Source organism: Streptomyces sp. NPDC050610, assembly GCF_040654875.1.
Taxonomy (GTDB): domain Bacteria; phylum Actinomycetota; class Actinomycetes; order Streptomycetales; family Streptomycetaceae; genus Streptomyces.
Genome location: NZ_JBFAIV010000032.1, coordinates 42,383 through 59,859 on the forward strand (window position 1 = coordinate 42,383; position 17,477 = coordinate 59,859).

A 17,477-nucleotide genomic window follows, 5' to 3' on the forward strand; every position below is an offset into this window, starting at 1 on the left:
GTATCCGGCGCGAGGCTCGAACACGCACTGTCCTTCAGAAACCGGCGCGACCGACCGCCCTGCCGCCCCGCAGCACCTCCGCCCACCCCAGCAGGGCTCGGGGCCGGTCAGGGCTCGGGGTCGGTCAGTACGGGATCGGCTCGTCCTTCGACCACTTCGCGCGCCACGTCGCTCAGCAGCCGGTGGTGTGAACGCGCGTGCCTGCGCAGGATGTCGAAGGCGTCGTCCACGGGCACCGCCCGGCGCGTCGCGAGCACGCCCTTGGCCTGTTCGATGATCACGCGGCTGGTCAGGGCCTGTTCCAGCTGGGCGGCGAGGGTCCGGCTGCGGTCCGCCTCGTGCGCGCGTTGCAGGGTGACGGCGGTGAAGTCCGCCACCGACTGGCCGAGCGCCAGCGTCTCGGGGGAGAAGCCGCCCGGCGGACCGGACAGCAGGACGAGCGCGCCGCTGGTGCGCGTCGATTCGCGCAGGGGCAGGGCCACCACACGGGTGTGGCCCAGTCCCAGGGCCCGCGGGGTGTAGTGCGGCCAGCGCTGCCGGGCCGGGCGGCAGTCGAGGACCGTCTGCACCGGCGGCACGTCGGCGTGGTGGCAGTCGTGGCCGGGGCCTTCGCGCCAGCCGACCGCGTCGTGCTCCAGCCGGGACACCTCCGGATCGGACCCCGCCACCTGCGCGTCGTCACGCTCGCCGGCGGCGAACACCACGGCCGCGGCACGGGCGCCGAGCAGGGGCGGGCTGCGCTTCGCGAGGGTCGAGAGGGTTGCGGCAAGGTCCGTCGGGCCGTCCGTCGTGCTGCCGGCCAGGGCCACGAACACGTCGGCCAGCCGCTGCTCGGGCGTCATGGCACCTCTCCGTCAGTTGAGTTTCAGGTCTCCGCGTACGATCCGCCGCGCGATCACCTCGGTGGAGACGTCCTCGGCGAACGCCCGGGCCTTGATCAGCGCTACCGCGTCCCCGACGGGGCAGCCCATACGGGCGGAGAGCACGCCCGCCGCCTGCTGCACGGCCACCCGGTGGTCGGTCCCGCCGTAGAGTTCCGGGTCCGCGTCCGGGCCGAGGAGCACGATGCCGATGAGGGCCGCGGCGACCTCGGCGAGACCGGGGGACCCCACGAGGCCCGGTGGCGGGTCGAACACCGCCAAGGCCCCGATACAGCTGTCCTGCGTCTCCAGCGGGACGGCGGCCACCGAGGCGATGCCCAGAGATGTGAGGGCCGGACCGTATCCGCGCCAGAGCGTCGCGATGCCCGGCCCCGACGCGTGGACCGGGCGGCGCCCCGACGCCGCGTCCTTGGACGGGCCCTCGCCGAGTACGTACTCCAGCTCCTGGGCCGCTCGGGACTGCTCGTCGGACACGGCGACCGCGAGCTGGTTCTGCCCGGAGTCGACGAGCGTGAGGGCCGCGCCGCGGGTGCCGCACGCCTCCGCGACACCGGCCATGAAGCGGGGCGGGGCGCCCCGCCCCCGGGCCCACGCCGCCGTGTTGTCGGCGAATGCCCCCTGGAGGCGGGCCGAGGCGTACTGGCACGCGGCGGATCTGCGGTGTGTCGCCGCGATCTGCGCGTGGAACTCGCCTCCGGGCTTCGCCGCCAGCAGTTCGTGCCGCTCGGCGGCCGCTTCGGCCCGCTGCGCGCGCTCCGTCGCCCGGGCCACGCGCTCCCTGGCCTTCGCTGCGAGGACGAGGGCTTCTTCGTGCCCTTGCGGGTTCATACCTGTAGGGTACGTCCCCGGCTCAGCCGGGGCTGTCGCTTCGGCTTTCCTCCATCATGAGGACGACGCCGCCGTTGTGGCCGTCGAACGGGGAGCAGAACACGTCGCAGGTGATGGGCCGGCCGATGCGGCTCAGGGCCTCCACGCTGACCGGGCCCGAGCTCTTGCGGGACTCCAGGCAGCGCTGGACCATGGGCTGCAGCACGTCCGTGGGCAGTCCGAAGTCCAGCGCGAAGAACTGCTCGTCGAGGACCTCGTCCGCGCGCAGCCCCCACAGGTTGACGGCGCCCCGGTTCCAGCTCTTGACCTTCAGCTTGCTGTCCAGGACCACCACACCCGCCGCGATGCTGGTCAGGACGCCTTCCAGGAAGGCCCGGGCCTCGTCCAGCTCCTCGGTGCGGATGCGCATCTCCTCGTTCATGGTCTCCAGTTCCTCGTTCCCGGACTGGAGTTCCTCGTTGGTGGTCTCCAACTCCTCGTTCGTGGACTGAAGTTCCTCGTTGGTGGTCTCCAGTTCCTCGATGCTGGACTGGAGTTCCTCGTTGGTGGTCTCCAACTCCTCGTTCGTGGACTGGAGTTCCTCGTACGCCGTCTCCAGGTCCTCGCGAACCCGCTTGACCTCGGACTTCAGCTGGGTGGCCACCGTGACGTCGGTGAAGGAGATCGTGGTGGCGACGTGCAGCCCGCTGGGCGCGGAGAGCGGCTGGATGGTGATGTCGAAGTGCTGGAACTCCTCGCCCACCCGTCGCTCGACCCGGTTGACGCGGAGCGTACGGCGCTCGTGCGTCGACTGGTCGATCAGGGAACGGAGTTCGACCGGCCGGTAGGAGACCTCCAGGTCCTGGAAGGGGCGGCCGATGTCGCCGGCGGTCAGGCCGAACTGAACCCTCGCCTGGCTGTTGATCACCACGACGAGCCCGTCGCCGTCGATGGCGATCGACGGGGTCGGACCGGCGTCGAGGACCAGGTCGCGCAGCTGGCGCGTACGGGCGACCGAGTGCAGCTCGGGGCCGGTGCCCGCCCTGATCTTCAGGGGGGCCGGGTGGTACGGCACCCCGGCACCGCCCGCACGGCGCTTGAAGATGCGCTGCCGCATGCTGACCACTTCGAACCGGTCGGCGTCGTTCAGCAGCATCTCGGCCTTGCCGAGGAAGAGGAAACCGCCCTCGCGCAGAGCGAAATGGAATCGGTCGACGATCTGCGTCTGCGCCTCGACATTGAAGTACATCAGCGTATTGCGGCAGATCAGCAGATCGAGCCGGGAAATCGGGGCGTCGCGGGTGATGTCGTGACGCCCGAAGATCACCCGGCGCCGCAGATCGGGGCGGAAGCTGAACTGCGCGCCGTTCTGCTCGAAATACTTCTCCCGCAGTTCCGGGGCGAGCGGCTCCAGCGACTTCGCCGTGTACAGCCCCGACCGCGCCTCGCGCAGCGCCTCCTCGTCGACGTCCGTGGCATAGATCTTGACCCGGCGCAGACACTCCTCCAGGCCGAGCGACTCCGCGAACATCACCGCCAGCGAGTACGCCTCCTCACCGCTGGAACAGCCCGCGCTCCACACCCTGATCTCCTGATCGGGCGGGGTGTCCGTGAGCAGTTCCGGGACGACTTCGCGCTGGAGGAAGGTCCAGGCCTCCGGATCGCGGAAGACCGAGGTGACGTTGATCAGGATCGTATTGAAGAGCGCGCCGAATTCCTCGGCACTGGTTTCGAGAAGATCCCGGTAGTCCGTGTACGAGCGGATTCCCACATCGTTCATCCGCTTGTGTACGCGCCGGCCCAAAGTGGAACGTTTATAGCCCGTGAAGTCGAAACCGCGGGCCTCCCTGATGAAGACGAGCAGTTCCTCCAGCGCCTCATCGGTGTCCACGTTCTGATGTTCGCCCATCACTGCCTCTTGGTTTCGACGAGTCCGCTGACCACCGCGGCGATTTCCTCAAGAGGCAGCACGAAATCAACCGCTCCCGTATCGACCGCCGCCTGCGGCATCCCCGGGAAATCCGCCGTCACCGGGTCCTGGGCGATCACCGTGCCGCCGCGCGTCTTGACGGCCTCCGCCCCCATCGCACCGTCGCTGCCGGTCCCGGTGAGCACGCAGGCGATCGCCCGCGGACCGTACGCACCGGCGAGCGATTCGAAGAGGAGGTCGGCGGAGGGCCGTACGAAGTGGACGAGCTCGGTGTTCGACAGCGACAGGACGCCGTCGGAGTCGACGAGGAGGTGGCGGTCGGGAGGCGCGATGTAGACGGTGCCCGGCAGCGCGCGCTCCTCCGCCTCCGCGAGCTTGACCAGGAGGTCGGTGCGGCGGGCGAGGACGTCGGCGATCACCGTCCGGTGCCGCGGGTCGAGGTGCTGGACCACCAGGACCGGCACGGGAAGATCAGGGCTCAGCGCTCCCAGCAGCGCGGTCAGCCCTTGGATGCCGCCGGCGGAGGAGGCGACAGCGACGATGGCGTACGGGGTCCCGGGTGCTTGGTCAGCTGTCACGCACCGAGCCTAGCGGACCCTCTACCGGCTGGTGAGACGGCGAGGCGGCCGATCGGCGTGCGAGGCGGGATTACGCGCCACTTCCCAGGGCATGTGGCAGCGGCACACGCCCGTACCCGGCGCAGCGCCGACGGCCAGGTGCGGCGCGTCGCCGTCGGGGCCCCCGGTACGGTGTCCGATCACCGTCCGAGCCCGTCGCCGCGCCTGCACCAGGCATCGCGTAGCCCGTCATCGCGCGGGGCCGCGGCCGTGCCGCCGCCTTCGTGCCGCTGGGGCCGACCGGCCGCACTCCGTCGGTGTCCGGTCTTGATCGCCCCGGCCCAGTCCCAGGTCTGAGATCTCAGATCTGGTCCGAAGCGCTTGCCCTATCGGGTGAACTGTTCTGCGTGGAGGGCTCTTTGCCGACCCCGGTGCAGTTCAGGCTCGTACGCCGTGGCGGAGGTTTCCAGGTAATGGCCTCCACGATTTCGGAGCTGAAAGGTTCCGCGCGCCACCGGTCGGTGATGTCGCGCCACTGCTCGATCACAGCCCTGCGCTCGGCGCCGACAAGCAGCCGGTCATAGCTCAGCTCGAACGCGTAGACCCGGCCGCCGCCCGAGGATGAGGCGGGCGGCCTCGACGAGACAGCTCCTGCCGGAGCTGAGCGGGGCGCCTACGCGGCATGGGCCTTTCGGATCGACGTCATGCTCCGATCCTGTCACCCTTCTTGTTCCGTCTCTTGTTCCGTTTCTTCCGTCGCGACCGGACCACATCGGCCGAGACTCCGATCAGCACTCACGGCCAACGGACCGAATCCGGTGTGGTTTCACGCGCACGCCCCCGAGTACGGTCGCGAGGCCGTACCCCCAGTGGAAGGGTGCCGATGGACCTCACTCTCATCCTCGCCTGCGGGATCGTCGGAGCAGCCTGCGGAGCCATCGCCGTGGTCATCGTCGACAGAAGAAGACGCCGCCGCCAACGGCCCTGACGGAAGCCGAACGGAATCGCTCACCACGACGTGCGGGGAACGGCGCTCCGCTCCGTTCAAGAGATACCGGCAGGCCGGCCGCCGCTCACGACCGCGTGGCGATGTCGCAGCCCGCTGCGTCGGCGTCCCGCATACGGGCGTCCATCGACGCGCTCCGGTCGTACGGGTCGACTTCGGAATCGCCCGTGGAGCTCTGCCCGCCGCCGAACGAAGGGGTGAAGTAGCCGGTGAAGGTGGTGCAACCGCCGTTGGTGATGTCGGCCTTGTAGGAGAGGAGGGAGAAGGTCCCCGGCTCGGTGATCACCTTTGCCGGGTCGTCCCAGCTCATCACGGTCTCGCGGCGCACGATGGTGCGTTCGACGTCCTCGCTCCCGGCTTCGGCGCGGGCGACGGGATAGACGTACGTGACGTCGGCCGTCACCTCGACCGCGCCGCGCTTGCCCTCGCGGAAGGTGATCCGCCCCCGCGTCTTGACCACGTCGCCCACCAGCCGCACCTTCGATTTCTCGAAGCGGCTGAACAGCAGCCGCGGGTCGTTCTCCCGGCTGGGTGTGCGGAACGCGGTCGCCAGATATTTCTGAATGTCTTCCTGACGGGGGTTGATCAACGCGATCGCCTTGGCGGGCCGCTCACCGCGCAGCACGCCGGAATCCAGGCTGGAGGAGACGAGGAAGTCCCGGGACTGGTCGAGGGCGTGCGCGACTTGGACCTGGCTCATCCAGCCGGTCGCCCGCGCGGCGGGCAGGTTAATCCCTGCCGCCCCGTCGCTCCACTGCGCGGCAGGAGATCCCCTGAATGGCTCGGACAGCGTGGGGCGTTGGGCCGCTACCGCCGCCGGCGGCTGCCCCGGGCGCTCGGACTCCGCGGCCAGTGGCGTGCCGTCGTCGCCCCCGAACCACCCCATGACCTTCCCCGGGATCAGGGCCACCACGAGCAGGGCGACCGCGAAGAGCAGCCCGACCACGTACCAGCCCTTGCCCGGCCGCCGACGGGCCGGCTGGTACGTACGCCACCCCTGCGACCGACCGGATTCGTCCCGTGGCAGCCGAGCCACATTCCGGGCTCGCGCCGACGGTTCCTCGGGCGCGCCCGGAGTCCCGGCCTCCGCGTCCCTCAGGAAACGCTCCCACTCCTTGTCCGATATGGACCCGCCCTTGCCCACGCCTCGTTCCCGCCCCTTCTCATGAATCCGGCCCTCCCCAGGACCGGCTGATATCGGAGCATCATCACACAGGTCAGCCGCGTGGAGCCGCTGTGGTCGGCAGGGTCGGCATGGGCCGGGACACCGCCCCCGAACGCCGCGGACTCGGCCTGCCGATCGCGGCGGACCGGCCGATCGCGACCCGGCGCCGTCGTCGCCTCCGATGGCGCGACAGCCGACATGGCCGAGAGTTTCTCCTAGGCGGCTCAGCCGCCCGCTCTCCCCCGCCCTGACTCATAACGCCTTGGGCTCGCGATGGCCAACCACCCCTGACGCAAGGAGACTTGTAGGAGCACAGGCGACAGTCCTGACTCATCACGTGGACCGGAACGTACGCGGCGCGCAGAGGCAGGTGTCAGGAGCCTGGGCGCCGCGTGGGGTGACGTGCCGTCTGGTCCGGGCTGCCGGGCCGTGTGAACGGGGAGCGCCATGGCACGTGCGAACAGTCTCATCGCCGATCGCTACCGGCTCGTCCGGAAGGCCGCGGCGGACGGCGGCGGAGCGGCTTGGCTCGCTCACGACGAGGATCTGGGCGGCCATGTCACGGTGACCGAGGTGCCCGGTCCGTACGCGGCGCGAGGCGGCACGGGGGGGGGCGGCCGAGCATGTCGCGGCGGTGCGTGAGCGGGCGCGTGGCGTCGGCCGGCTCCGGGAGAATCCGCATGTGCTCACCGTCCACGAGGTGGTCGAGCACGAGGGGCCCCGTGGGTGGTCGCGGAGTTCGTCGCGAACGCGACGACTCTGGCGGCGTACGCGGACGCCGCCGACGCCGCCGACGCCGTCGGCCCCGGTGATCGACGCGCTCAGCGTGGGGCACCACCTGGGGATCGTCCATGGACAGCTCACCCCCTCGGCGGTGCTGGTCGCCCCGGACGAGACGGGGGCCTGCCCGTTCGCCAGGGTGGTCCTGGCGCAGTACGGCGGTCTCTCCCCCGAGGCGGGGGCGGAGGCAGGAGCGCGGGAGCCCGTAACGGACGGTGCGGCGGACCGGGCCGGGGCGCTGGCCTTCCGCGCGCCCGAAAGCGTCGGCGCGCACCCTCGGCTGCCGTCCCCCGCCGGGGACCTGTTCTCGCTGGGGGCGGTCCTGTACGCCGCGGCCGAGGGCCGACCAGCGGCAGGGCGGCGGCCCGCAACTGGCCAACCGGGACGTGCTCGACCTGATCCGGCCCCAGGTCGCCGCCCTGCGCATGTCCGACGTGGCCGAGGGCCGGGGCCGGCTTCAGCAGCTGAAGATCGACGAGTTCGTCGCGCTGCCGGTCCGCGAGCCTCGGGCGCGGATGCCGTACGGGACGGACCGGCTGCGCGACATGCTGCGCGAAGCGGTCGACGACGACGGGGAGGGACGGCGGCACTTCCTGCGGGTGCGCGTCACCGCGTGGGACGGGCAGCTCGTCGTGTGCGTCCTGGTGCGGGTGCACACCCAGGGCGGGATGCTGGTGCTGGAGGTGGCCCCACACGTGCTCACGCCGCCCCGCGGCGAGTTCGAGGCAGCGGCCAACACCGCGGCGGGCGGCAACCGGCAACTGCTCAGGCACGGCGTACAGGCCCTGCTCTCCAGCCCCTCCGCCTCGCTCGCCGCGCTCTTCTCGCTGCTGCGCACCGCGCTCGCCCTCTGCCAGCTGTGGCTGGTCCGCCCTCGACAGGCGGTCCCCGACGGACCGCGCACCTCGGTTCGTGAACTCGGCGGCGCCCAGCAGGTGCCGCTGTTCCACGAAATGGACATCAGCCGCTACGTGAAGACCGTGCAGGACCGCATCTCCAACGGAGTGCTGGACGCGCTGCGCCAACGCGGCTACGACACCGGCGAATTCGAACGGCAACTCGTGATCGTGGAACGCGGCGGCATCCACATCGGGGCCATGAGCGGCGGTGTGGCGGCCACCGGAGCGCGGTCCGGCATCACGTACCACGAGGAACGAGCGGAAGGAGCACGCCGTGAACGGACGCGACGCGAACAACCCCGAAACCGGCGGCAGTGAGCCCCCGGGAGAGCGCCCCGCGCCGGGCGGCGTCCACATCGGCGGCGGCATGTCGGAAGGTGTGGTGAGCACAGGACACGACAGCCGCATCGACTACCGGGAGTCGCGGCCGCCGGACGCCGCCGCGCAGCTCCTCGACGCCGTCCGGCAGCTTCGCGACGCCCTCGGGTCCTTGTCTCCTGACGTGTCGGCTGACCGTCCGTACGCGTCGCCGGATCTTCAACTCGCGGAAGCCGACGCGGAGATCGAGCAGACCGGGCAGCTCGCCGAGGACCGTCGCCGACAGCGGCGCGACCGGGTGGAGACCGCGGTGGCACTCGCCGCCGGCTGCTCCTCGGTAGCCGCGATCGCCACAGCCCTGGCCCAGCTCCTGAACTGACCCAGTTCTTGACCTGACCCAGCTCTTGAACTGAGAACCCGCCGAAGAGGCCCGCCCAGTCGAACTGCACCCCCGAGGTGAGCGACCAGCCTCCGGAGATGTTCAATGACAACCGGCGGCGAACTTGACGCACTTCCGGCGCCTCCCCCACTTCCGGCACTTCCCGCACTTGATGAATGGGGCCATGGTGATCATCGCTGAAGGCCGTCGTGTCGCGGTTCGGACAGATGAGCCGTCTGCCACCTACACCCACACGGACATCTCACGCTGCGAGCGCCCGACGACGGCAGAACCGGGGCGTGCCGTGAGAGCCGTGGTGGAACTGAGCCGAGCACTCGGCGGGATGCACATGCGGGCTCTTCTGGGGGCCGAGTTCACACCGGGCCCCGTGGGGGCGGTGACCGTCTTCGAGGTCCCGTTCGGCGGGCCGCTGGGGCTCGGCGCGGATGCCGAGTGCGAGAGCGAGCTGGGGCGGCCGCTGGCGGCGGGGCTGCCGCGCGACTTCGCCAGTGCGGCGCTCGACGGGCTGGCTGGAGATGTCGGCGGGCAGGTGCTGCCGGCCGGGCTGTTGCGCGTCGACCGGGCCGGCTTCGACGAAGTGGGCTCCTCCGAAATGGCGTTCAGGCTCGCGGGCGGCCTGTTGCGTGCCGTGATACACGCTTCGCTGCACCACGCGGATCCGCTCGCAGCCGCCCGGGCTGCCGCGAGCGGTTGGTGAAGCAGACTCCCGTCAGGTACGAAGCCGTGGGCTGACGTGTCGGCGCAAGCCGACGAGGACGGACAACTGAGTGGCCGTCCTCGCCTCGTGCCGTGCTCAGCAGAGGACCAGCACGGTGGCCCGGACGAACTTGTCGTCGCGGAAGCCGTCCATGAGCGGTCCGAACGCGTCGGCGGCGGTCCTCGGGGCGGGGCCCGGGGCGCTGACGTGGAGCTCGCGTTCGGTTTCGAGGGTGGCCTTGACCTGCTCGCCGGGACAGTGCACTCCCCGGTTGGCGACGAGGACCTCGGTGATCTGGGTGACCAGGCCCGGTACGTCGGTCTCGGGCCAGGTGGCGACCGTTCCCTCCGTGTCCTCAAGGTTGAAGCGCTCGAAGACGCGGGCCTCGGAGCGGCCTTCGCCCTGGATCATGAGCATGTAGACCCGGCGGCCGACGAGCTCGTCGGGCAGGGCGACCAGGTTCGTCAGTACCGTTTCGGGCGAACCCATGAACTGGTGGGACTGGCAGTCCCACGCTGCTGCCTTGCAGGCCTGGGCCGTCGCTTCGGTCACAGGCTGGGTGGTCCGTAAGGACTCGGTCGTCATTGCACGTGCCCCCTGGTCTTCGGATGGCCGCTCGACGGCGGCCAGGCCAATCACGCAACGGCGGGGGGTCGAGACCGGGATCCGGTCTTCGGCGAGTCGGCCGCCCGCGACTGGCGCGGTTGGACGTTCTCGGATCGTCCGTGATTTTACCACCGCACTACCTTGGCGTCGCCGGTCCGCACTTCCCGGATTCCCGGCTTGCCGGTAGCGTCCGACCCCGACCGGTGTCGGGCAACGACCGGTGTCGGACAACCGCTGCGTGGGGGTGGCCCCGTATGGCAGTCATCGCTCGGTACGGGTCGGCCCTCTCCCATCCCGGCATCGCACGCGTGGTGACCGCCGCCTTCGTCTGCCGGATGCTGTCCGGCATGGTCAGCCTGGCGCTGTTGCTCGTCGCCAAGGAGGCGAGCGGGAGTTACGCCACCGCCGGCGCCGTGTCCGGTGCTTACGCCGTCGCCCTCGCCTTCACGTCCCCGGTGTGGGGGCGGATCGCCGACCGGCGTGGTTCCCGTACCGCGCTGGCCTGGGCGGTCTGTCTGCAGACCCTGTTCTTCGGCCTGTTCGCGGTGCTGGTCGCCGCCTCGGTGTGGCCGGGCCTGCTGATTCCGGCCGCCTTCTTCGCCGGGGCGGCGACCCCGCCCGCGGCGGCGGTGTCCAACGCCGTGTATATGGCGGTGGTGTCGGACGAGGACGACCGCAAGACCCTGTTCGCCCTCTGCGGGCTGCTGACCGAGAGCGTCTTCGTCTGCGGGCCGCTGCTGGTGGCGGCCATCGTGGTCGTACTGCCCGTGCTGTACGCCGTCGTGGTCACGGCGGCCGTCTCCTTCGTCGGGGTGTGGTGGCTGCGAGCCGCGCCGGCCGTACGGCTGGTGGATCAGGAACGTCCACCGCTGGCCGGGCCGGGCCTGCGCCTCGACTGGAACCGGCGGCAGGTGCACATCCAGCTCGTGGTGGCCGCGGCCGCCTTCGCGATCGGCGGCGTCCAGGTGACGGTGACCGCCCACGCCGGGGAGCTCGGCACCAGCGCCGGCCTCTTCATCGCCGCGCTGGCCTGCGGCGGCGTGCTCGGCAGTTTCCTGTACGGCGGGCTGCGGCTGCCCGGCACCGGCCCCGCCCAGCTCGCCGTCGCGCTGGCCCTGTACGGGGCGTGCATCCTGACCCTGGGGCTGGGCCCGGCCACCTTGCTCACCATGGCGCTGCTCGCGGTCGTCGGCTTCGTCAACGGTCCGGCCGACGCCATCGAGACCGTGCTGGTCGGCGAGTACGCGTCGGCCGCCGGCCGCGCCCAGGCGTTCGCGTTCCTGGTCGCGTCCAACTGGGTGGGGTTCGCGGCCGGCAGCTTCGTCACCGGCGTGGTCGTCCAGCACGTCTCCACCACGGCGGGCGCGCTGACGGCGGGCGCCACGGCGCTGTTCGCCGCCGTGTCCATGACGCTGCCGACGGCGAAGGAGCAGAACCCGTCGCGGACCCCGGCCGAGCCCGGATCGGCGCAGGAGCCCACCGGCCGCCCCTGATCGCCGCAGGCTCGCCGAGGCCCGCTCCCCCGGGCCAGCCCCCGGACGCCCGAGCCCTGCCGGACGAAGAGACGAAGAGGAGACGGATGACGATGACCGGCACAGACCCCCTCGGCCCGGCGGGCCGCGCGCCCGACGCCGAGTTCCACTTCTTCTCGGGTTCCCCGGACGCCCTGGCCCAGCGCTTGTTCGCCCTCCCCCGCGACATCGTGCGGCGCCCGCTGTGGGCCCTGCTGCTGCAAGATCCGCACAGCGCGCACATCCAGGTCCAGGAGCGCGACGCACCGGACTCCGCCACGGGGCGGGTTCTCACGTGGGCGGGCGAGGACCTGGGGTCTCTCCCCGCCCGCCTGGTCAACCTCCTGTCGACCGTTCCGACCGTTCCGACCGCCTCAACCGCTTCAACCGCTTCAACCGCTTCGTACCGAGAACTGCGCGCGGCCCTCCTCGACCACGGCGCCTACACCGACTTGGGCACCATCCCGTGCCCGCCCACCCCGCGCGGCGCCTTCGGCCACCCGCTCAAGCTGTGCGCCGGCGAATCCGCCGTACGGGCGTACGTACTCGCCCTGTAGCTCGGCGCTCCGCGCCGGGGGTCCGCGAGGTCGGGGCGCGGAAGCCGCGTCTCCAGCCCCGGACGGGCCTACGGATGCTGGAACTTGACTTCCGGGAACCGCGATGACGGGCCGTCCAGCAGGGGAACGTGCCGTCCGCGCAGGTGCGTATCGACGAACGCGGCGACGTAGGCGCGAGTGAGGGCGTCGGCGCGGTCGCCGTCGAGTTCCTGGAGCGGGATGCCGAACTGCTTGGCCAGGACCGCCAGGTCGGTGAAGGACAGGTGCTGCATTCCGTCGACGCTCAGCCAGCGCTTCCAGTCGGTTAGCTGGTTCCAGGTCTTGTCCCAGGTGGGGTCCTCGCCGCCGGGTACGTGAGCGGGCTGACCCAGCATCAGCATCGGTCGGTCCACCGGCAGTTCGTTGAGATACCGGAAGTTTCCGTCCATGTTGACGGCGGCCTTCACGCGCGCGTCCCGCAGCATGGCCGGGATCGTGCTGAAGCCGCCGGCGGAGTGTCCGACCATGGCGGTGCGCTCGGTGTCGATCAGCGGGCCGCCCTTCCACGCCGGGTGGGTTCCGGTGAGTTCGTCGAGTACGAACGAGACGTCAGCGGCACGGGTGTCTCCCGTCTTCCGGTCGTCCGGAGCGCCGCAGATCACGCAGGAGGTGGTATGCCCGTCGGGGAAGGAGATGCCGTAGGCCTCGTAGTTGTGTCCGATCGCGGCCACGGCGTAGCCGCGACTGGCCAGTTCCTCGGCCAGGCCCGTCAGCGTGGCGCGCGGCATCCCGTACCCCGGCGACAGCAGGACCAGCGGCAGTCCGCCGCGAGGCCGGACCGGAGCGGCGCCGACGGTGGAATGGGTCGTGATCTTGGCCAGCGCGTCCGGCGGAACCGGTATGTCGTTGGATTGCACGTACGTCTGGGATTCCGCCGCGGTCATGTAGGCCGCGGGGGTGCTGGAGGGCGTTCTGGCGGGGTACCAGAGGGAGACCATCAGCTCACGCTTCTCCTGCGGCACCCACGGATCGGCTCTGTCCCGGTCCACCAGATGGAGGGCGACGCGGCCTATCCGATGCGTTCCGGTGGGTTCGGGCAAGGCGGGGGCGGCCCGGACCGAGGCGGCCGGTGCGGCGTCGACCGGTGCGGCATCGGATCGGGCGGCGGCGGAAGCGGCGGCCGGACCGCAGAGCGCGAGAGCGGCTGACGCCGCGAGTAGAAGGATGCGTTTCATGGGCTTCGTCCTGTCGGTGTGCTGCCACGGTGAGCACGTAGGACCGGCAGGACTCCGGGACGCTGTACAGGGAGCCGTGCCCGTCAACTGCTCTGGGAACACAGCACGTTAAGCGAAGCGACGCCTGAGGCGCTATCACGCGTTGCTGGGCCGTGGGCTCTTCTCCATGACCGGGCAGCGCCGCGGACCTGGCCCGGCCGACCCGGCGGCCCGTGTCCCGAGCCTGCGGCCTTGAACCTCGGCCGGGGCGGGGCTCGGCAGCCCCGCCCCCGCGTGCGGGATCAGCCGCCGCCCGGCCCGCGGCCCGTAGCGGAGGCGAAGCCCAGCCAGGTGTGGCGGTTGCCCCACCAGCACCAGCCGACCTTCGGGGCGTCGCGTCGTTCCCGGCCGTCCCGCCCGGTGCCGTTACTGATCCAGATCGCCGGAGTACGGGCGTCCAGGGCCCCGTTCGCCTTGCGCAGCCGGGACCCGATGGTCATGAAGCAGCGGTTGCGCTCAAGGGCCGCCGGCTGCTGGAGCACCCAATGGATGCCTTCGGTGAGCAGCAACGGCGTACGGCCCTCGTCGGTGAGAGCGGGCAGCGCCTCCTGCGGGCTCCAATCAGCCATGCGGTCGCCCCGGTCGAGGCCGGTGACGAGGTAGAGAGGAGCGTCGGGCAGTTCGACGGAGGAGGGGGCGAACTGGTCGACGTCGGGCATGTCGACGACGACGAAGCCGGGCTTGTCGGCCCGGCGGAGCAGCGGCGCGAGGGCGGAGGCGGGGACGCGGTCCGGGTGGACGGCGAGCAGGGTGCGGCCGTCTTCGGCGGCGGCGTTCTCGGCGAAGGTGCGCAGGTCGTCGGCCGGTATCCCCGCGAGTTCGTGTACAGCGAGTTCGATCAGGCGCTCCGCCTGGGCGGCGAGCGGTGGGAGAGGCGGCACGGTGCCGGCGGTCGCGGCATCGGACGAGATATCGGGCGGCGTATCGGGCAAGGTTCTCCCTCGGTTCACGGCTCGGAGCGGCGGGCTTGAGGTCAAACGAGACGATGCGCCGGAGTGTTCCCGGCGCCACGGTGCTCTCGTCTCCGTCCCTCGTCCCCCGTTTTCCTCGTCGTGGGTTCCGTTGACACCGACGCGAAGAGGGCGGCGATAGCGCCGCCCTCCCCGCGGGCCACGGCCCGGTGCGGCATGTGCCGCTCGGCGTCAGCTCTCCCGGTCGGCGGCGGCTGCCGGTGCGCCCTCGCCGACCGGGGTGGTGGCGGAAGGCCGGTTGGAGCGGCAGCGCTCCTTCTCACCCGCCGTGCGGGGGCCGGTGCGCTGGTAGACGCGGTCCGGTACCAGGGGCGAGGGGCCGTCGGCGACGACGTGCAGACGGATCTGCTTGTCGGGGTCGTCGGCGGTGCTCATGAACCAGCCGTCGGTGCGTTGGCGGCCCGACTGGGCCTCGACCCAGCCCGCCTCGCCGGCCTCGATGGTCTCGTGGACGGTCCGGTCGGCCGAGGTGGTCCAGCGCCAGGGCTCGGCGGAGGACGCGCCGAAGCCGGTGGTGAACTGCTGGTGGAGGTTGTCCCTGGGGTTGGACAGGCGCTGGATGCCGGCGCCTTGGTCCAGATTGTCGTAGGCGCGCCCGCTGAACTTGACCGTACGGTCGTGCGCGATGGTGTTGCGCGTGCAGTTCAGGTACGCCTCGCCGACGACGCGCGCCTTGTCGTAATAGGTGTACGAGTACGCACCGTCGGCGGTGAAGGCGCAGTTGTCGCGGGCGGCGGCGCAGTGGTCGGCCGCCGCTTGCGCGGTGATGCGCCTGTTGCCTTCGAAGGCCTCGGGGGCGGGCAGCCGGCCCTTGTCGATCGTCTTGTCCACTGGAGGCGGCACCTGGGCGGCGCGGACTCCGGCGATGAGCGGGCCGCATTCCCAGCCGCCGGTGGACTGCGCGGAGGCGAAGGTGAGCTGTGGCTCGTTCTCGCCGGCGGTGAAGGTGTAACTGCGGTCCCGGTGCCAGGCGGTGCTGCCCGGGTCGGTGGTGAAGTGGTGCTTCGTGCCCCCGCTGCCTTGCAGGGTGTACGGCTGTCCCTGGGCGATCTGGTTCTGGCCGCAGGCGTTCTTCGCGCCGCCGGTGCTGTCGTCGAAGGTGACGGTCACCTTGGCCCCGGCCCGTACCCCGCGCAGCCGCTGGCTCACGCTCTGGTCGGCGGCGCGCTTGTTGCGCAGCAGCAGGGCGGGCAGGCCGTCGGAGTGGCCGGCGTCCTTGGGGAGCAGCCGGTAGGGGTACTGGACGGTCCAGCCTGTCAGCCTGTCGCCGCTGCCGGTGGCCGCGTAGGCGGGGGCGGTGAAGTCCCCGTTGATGACGGGCACGGTACGGGCGCCGGGTTCGTCGGCGGCCTCGGCGGCCTGCGGCAGGGCTGCGGGCCCGGCCAGGAGGGCGCCTGCCAGGAGGGCGAACGCCGCGGCGGTGCGCGGGGTACGCGGGCTACGCGCGCGCTCGCGGTATCGGTCGGTTCGCGTCACGGGGCGTCGTGTGCCTTTCGAGCGAGGTCGGCGGGGAGCACGGTGAGCCCCTCCGTGGTGCGTGCCGCGGGGACGGGCGCGGACACGGACCGCCGGACGGGGGCCGAGACGGGGTGCCCTGAGCCGGGAGCGGCCAGGGCGCGGTCGGCGACCGGCCGGCGGACCGACCGGTCGGGGCCGGTGTCGCCTGCCGGGCGGAGCCGGTCGCAGGTGTCGCCGGGCGCGGTGCTGGTCCTGGCGATGAAGGAGCTGCTGTTGACGGTGGAGGGGCCGTCCACGACGACATTGGCGACGCGGTCGCCGCGCCTGGTGGTGAGCGTGCCCGAGATCCGTTCCATGGCCGCGCTCGCGCCGAAGACCAGAGCGTCTCCGGTCTTGACGGTCATCTGGTACTTCGTGGACTCGGTGTGCGTGGTGGTCCACGTCTTGCTGTAGTGGGCCTTGAACGCACCGGAGAAGGCGGCCTTCAGCCCCGCCTGGGCCCCGACTTTGCCGCTGGCGTTGGCACCGGCCTTGGCGCCGGCCTCGGCGCTCGGGCCCTTGCTCTGGTCGGGCGTCTTGGCGAGCGCGTGGCCTTCGCCGCTCACCCCGGCCGACACCTCGCCACTGGCGTTGATGTGCCCTTCGATGGCGATGGACCCGGTGATCTCGCCGCCGAGGTTGTCCTGGCTGCCGGTCTGCAGGTCGACCGTACGGTCCACGATGATGTTGCTCTTGGTGCAGTTGATGACCGCGTTGCCCAGCGACTTCACGGTGCTGAAGAACTGCAGCGGCACCACCGCGCGATCCATCGTGAAGCCGCAGCCCTTGGGGTTGTCGTTGCAGTACCGCAGAACCGGCGCGGTCGACGCCATCGGCTTGCCGTTCTTGTCGTACGCCCGTGCCTGGGGGATGGCGGGGCGCTCCGGGGCCGGTGAGCGCCCCTCAGCGGCGGACCGGGGCTCGTACTGGACCCGCTTCAGCGACTCGGGCAGCGGCTGGGCGGCCACGGACGCGGCGGCCGGGAGCACGGCGGCCAGCGCGAGTGCGGTGACCGGGAGGAGCCTGGCGCGCCACCGGACGCACAGTGTGCGGACGTACGGGATACGGAGGTCGCTCACTGGGCCATCAGCTCGCAGACGCCCGTAAGAGACTCGCCGTCGTCGGACCGCAGCGCGGAGGGCGGCAGGTCGGCGGCGAAGTGGTCGCAGGTGGAGCCCACCGCCGCGCCCGCGTCGTTCTGCGGCTCGGGGTGGAAGTTGTCGATCTTGTCCTTGGCTTCGCCCATGCTCTTGCCCTGCGCGGTGCCCTTGTACTGATCGGTGCCGTCGCCGACGACCTTGCCCATGCACTCCTGGGACTCCGGCGGGCACGACTGGACCTGGTCCTTGGCCTTGCCGATGTCCTCCTTGGCCGCCCCGGTGTCCTTGGTGACCTGCTCCCGGCCTTCCTCGGTCTGCTTCTCCTCCTGCTCGCGCTTGGACTCCTGTTCCTTCTCCTTCTCCTTCTCCTGGCATTGCGTGTCGTTCTCGGCGCAGGGAGCCGCCGCGACGGGCGGCGCGGCGGTGACGGCGCCGGCCGCGGGGGCGCCGTAGAGGGTGGCGGCGAGGGCGGTGGCGGCGAGGGCGACGGCCCTGCGGATGAATGCGGTACGGAGGTTCACGATCGGTTCCGTTCGAGGGAG

The 17,477-nt window shown here is 71.3% G+C and carries 16 protein-coding genes; 5 read left to right on the plus strand and 11 right to left on the minus strand.

Annotated elements, in window-relative coordinates; genetic code table 11:
* Positions 1-107: 107 nt before the first annotated feature.
* From AB0I22_RS30900 to AB0I22_RS30920, 5 genes are all read right to left on the minus strand, one after another.
* Positions 108-842: a GAF and ANTAR domain-containing protein gene (locus tag AB0I22_RS30900; protein ID WP_363134264.1), complete on the minus strand. Its 735-nt coding sequence runs from the start codon at positions 840-842 to the stop codon at positions 108-110.
* Positions 843-854: 12 nt separating this feature from the next.
* Positions 855-1,709, minus strand: coding sequence for a GAF and ANTAR domain-containing protein (locus AB0I22_RS30905; protein ID WP_363134265.1), 855 nt, complete (start codon positions 1,707-1,709; stop codon positions 855-857).
* A gap of 22 nt (positions 1,710-1,731) precedes the next feature.
* Complete coding sequence (locus tag AB0I22_RS30910; RefSeq protein ID WP_363134266.1) at positions 1,732-3,597, minus strand: CheR family methyltransferase; 1,866 nt, start codon at positions 3,595-3,597, stop codon at positions 1,732-1,734.
* Positions 3,597-4,196, minus strand: coding sequence for a chemotaxis protein CheB (locus AB0I22_RS30915; protein ID WP_363134267.1), 600 nt, complete (start codon positions 4,194-4,196; stop codon positions 3,597-3,599). The genes AB0I22_RS30910 and AB0I22_RS30915 overlap by 1 nt, the downstream gene beginning before the upstream one ends.
* A gap of 1,052 nt (positions 4,197-5,248) precedes the next feature.
* On the minus strand, positions 5,249-6,325 hold the full coding sequence (locus tag AB0I22_RS30920; RefSeq protein ID WP_363134268.1) for a hypothetical protein: 1,077 nt from the start codon (positions 6,323-6,325) through the stop codon (positions 5,249-5,251).
* Between the two features lie 1,187 nt (positions 6,326-7,512).
* Between AB0I22_RS30920 and AB0I22_RS30925 the strand changes: the two genes are divergently transcribed.
* The 3 genes from AB0I22_RS30925 to AB0I22_RS30935 all read left to right on the plus strand — a co-directional run bounded on the left by AB0I22_RS30925 (position 7,513) and on the right by AB0I22_RS30935 (position 9,440).
* Positions 7,513-8,343, plus strand: a complete 831-nt coding sequence (locus tag AB0I22_RS30925) for a hypothetical protein (protein ID WP_363134269.1) — start codon at positions 7,513-7,515, stop codon at positions 8,341-8,343.
* Positions 8,300-8,722 carry a hypothetical protein gene (locus tag AB0I22_RS30930; protein WP_363134270.1) on the plus strand — a complete coding sequence of 141 codons (423 nt, stop codon included), beginning with the start codon at positions 8,300-8,302 and terminating at the stop codon, positions 8,720-8,722. The genes AB0I22_RS30925 and AB0I22_RS30930 overlap by 44 nt, the downstream gene beginning before the upstream one ends.
* A gap of 184 nt (positions 8,723-8,906) precedes the next feature.
* Positions 8,907-9,440, plus strand: coding sequence for a hypothetical protein (locus AB0I22_RS30935; RefSeq protein WP_363134271.1), 534 nt, complete (start codon positions 8,907-8,909; stop codon positions 9,438-9,440).
* A gap of 96 nt (positions 9,441-9,536) precedes the next feature.
* Here AB0I22_RS30935 and AB0I22_RS30940 read toward each other — a convergent pair whose 3' ends face one another.
* Entirely contained in the window at positions 9,537-9,992 is a 456-nt protein-coding gene (locus tag AB0I22_RS30940; protein ID WP_363134272.1) for a hypothetical protein, read from the minus strand.
* Positions 9,993-10,300: 308 nt separating this feature from the next.
* Here AB0I22_RS30940 and AB0I22_RS30945 point away from each other — a divergent pair, with 308 nt between their 5' ends.
* Complete coding sequence (locus AB0I22_RS30945; protein WP_363134273.1) at positions 10,301-11,539, plus strand: MFS transporter; 1,239 nt, start codon at positions 10,301-10,303, stop codon at positions 11,537-11,539.
* A gap of 92 nt (positions 11,540-11,631) precedes the next feature.
* A complete protein-coding gene (locus tag AB0I22_RS30950; protein WP_363134274.1) occupies positions 11,632-12,114 on the plus strand; it encodes a hypothetical protein in 483 nt (160 codons plus the stop codon).
* Between the two features lie 68 nt (positions 12,115-12,182).
* Here AB0I22_RS30950 and AB0I22_RS30955 read toward each other — a convergent pair whose 3' ends face one another.
* The 5 genes from AB0I22_RS30955 to AB0I22_RS30975 form a co-directional block, all read right to left on the minus strand.
* Entirely contained in the window at positions 12,183-13,328 is a 1,146-nt protein-coding gene (locus AB0I22_RS30955) for an alpha/beta hydrolase (protein WP_363134275.1), read from the minus strand.
* A 281-nt stretch (positions 13,329-13,609) separates the two neighbouring features.
* Positions 13,610-14,299, minus strand: coding sequence for a DUF5701 family protein (locus AB0I22_RS30960; protein ID WP_363134276.1), 690 nt, complete (start codon positions 14,297-14,299; stop codon positions 13,610-13,612).
* Between the two features lie 210 nt (positions 14,300-14,509).
* Positions 14,510-15,814, minus strand: a complete 1,305-nt coding sequence (locus AB0I22_RS30965) for a hypothetical protein (RefSeq protein WP_363134277.1) — start codon at positions 15,812-15,814, stop codon at positions 14,510-14,512.
* On the minus strand, positions 15,811-16,914 hold the full coding sequence (locus AB0I22_RS30970) for a hypothetical protein (protein ID WP_363134278.1): 1,104 nt from the start codon (positions 16,912-16,914) through the stop codon (positions 15,811-15,813). The genes AB0I22_RS30965 and AB0I22_RS30970 overlap by 4 nt, the downstream gene beginning before the upstream one ends.
* A complete protein-coding gene (locus tag AB0I22_RS30975) occupies positions 16,911-17,456 on the minus strand; it encodes a hypothetical protein (RefSeq protein WP_363134279.1) in 546 nt (181 codons plus the stop codon). The genes AB0I22_RS30970 and AB0I22_RS30975 overlap by 4 nt, the downstream gene beginning before the upstream one ends.
* Between the last annotated feature and the right edge of the window lie 21 nt (positions 17,457-17,477).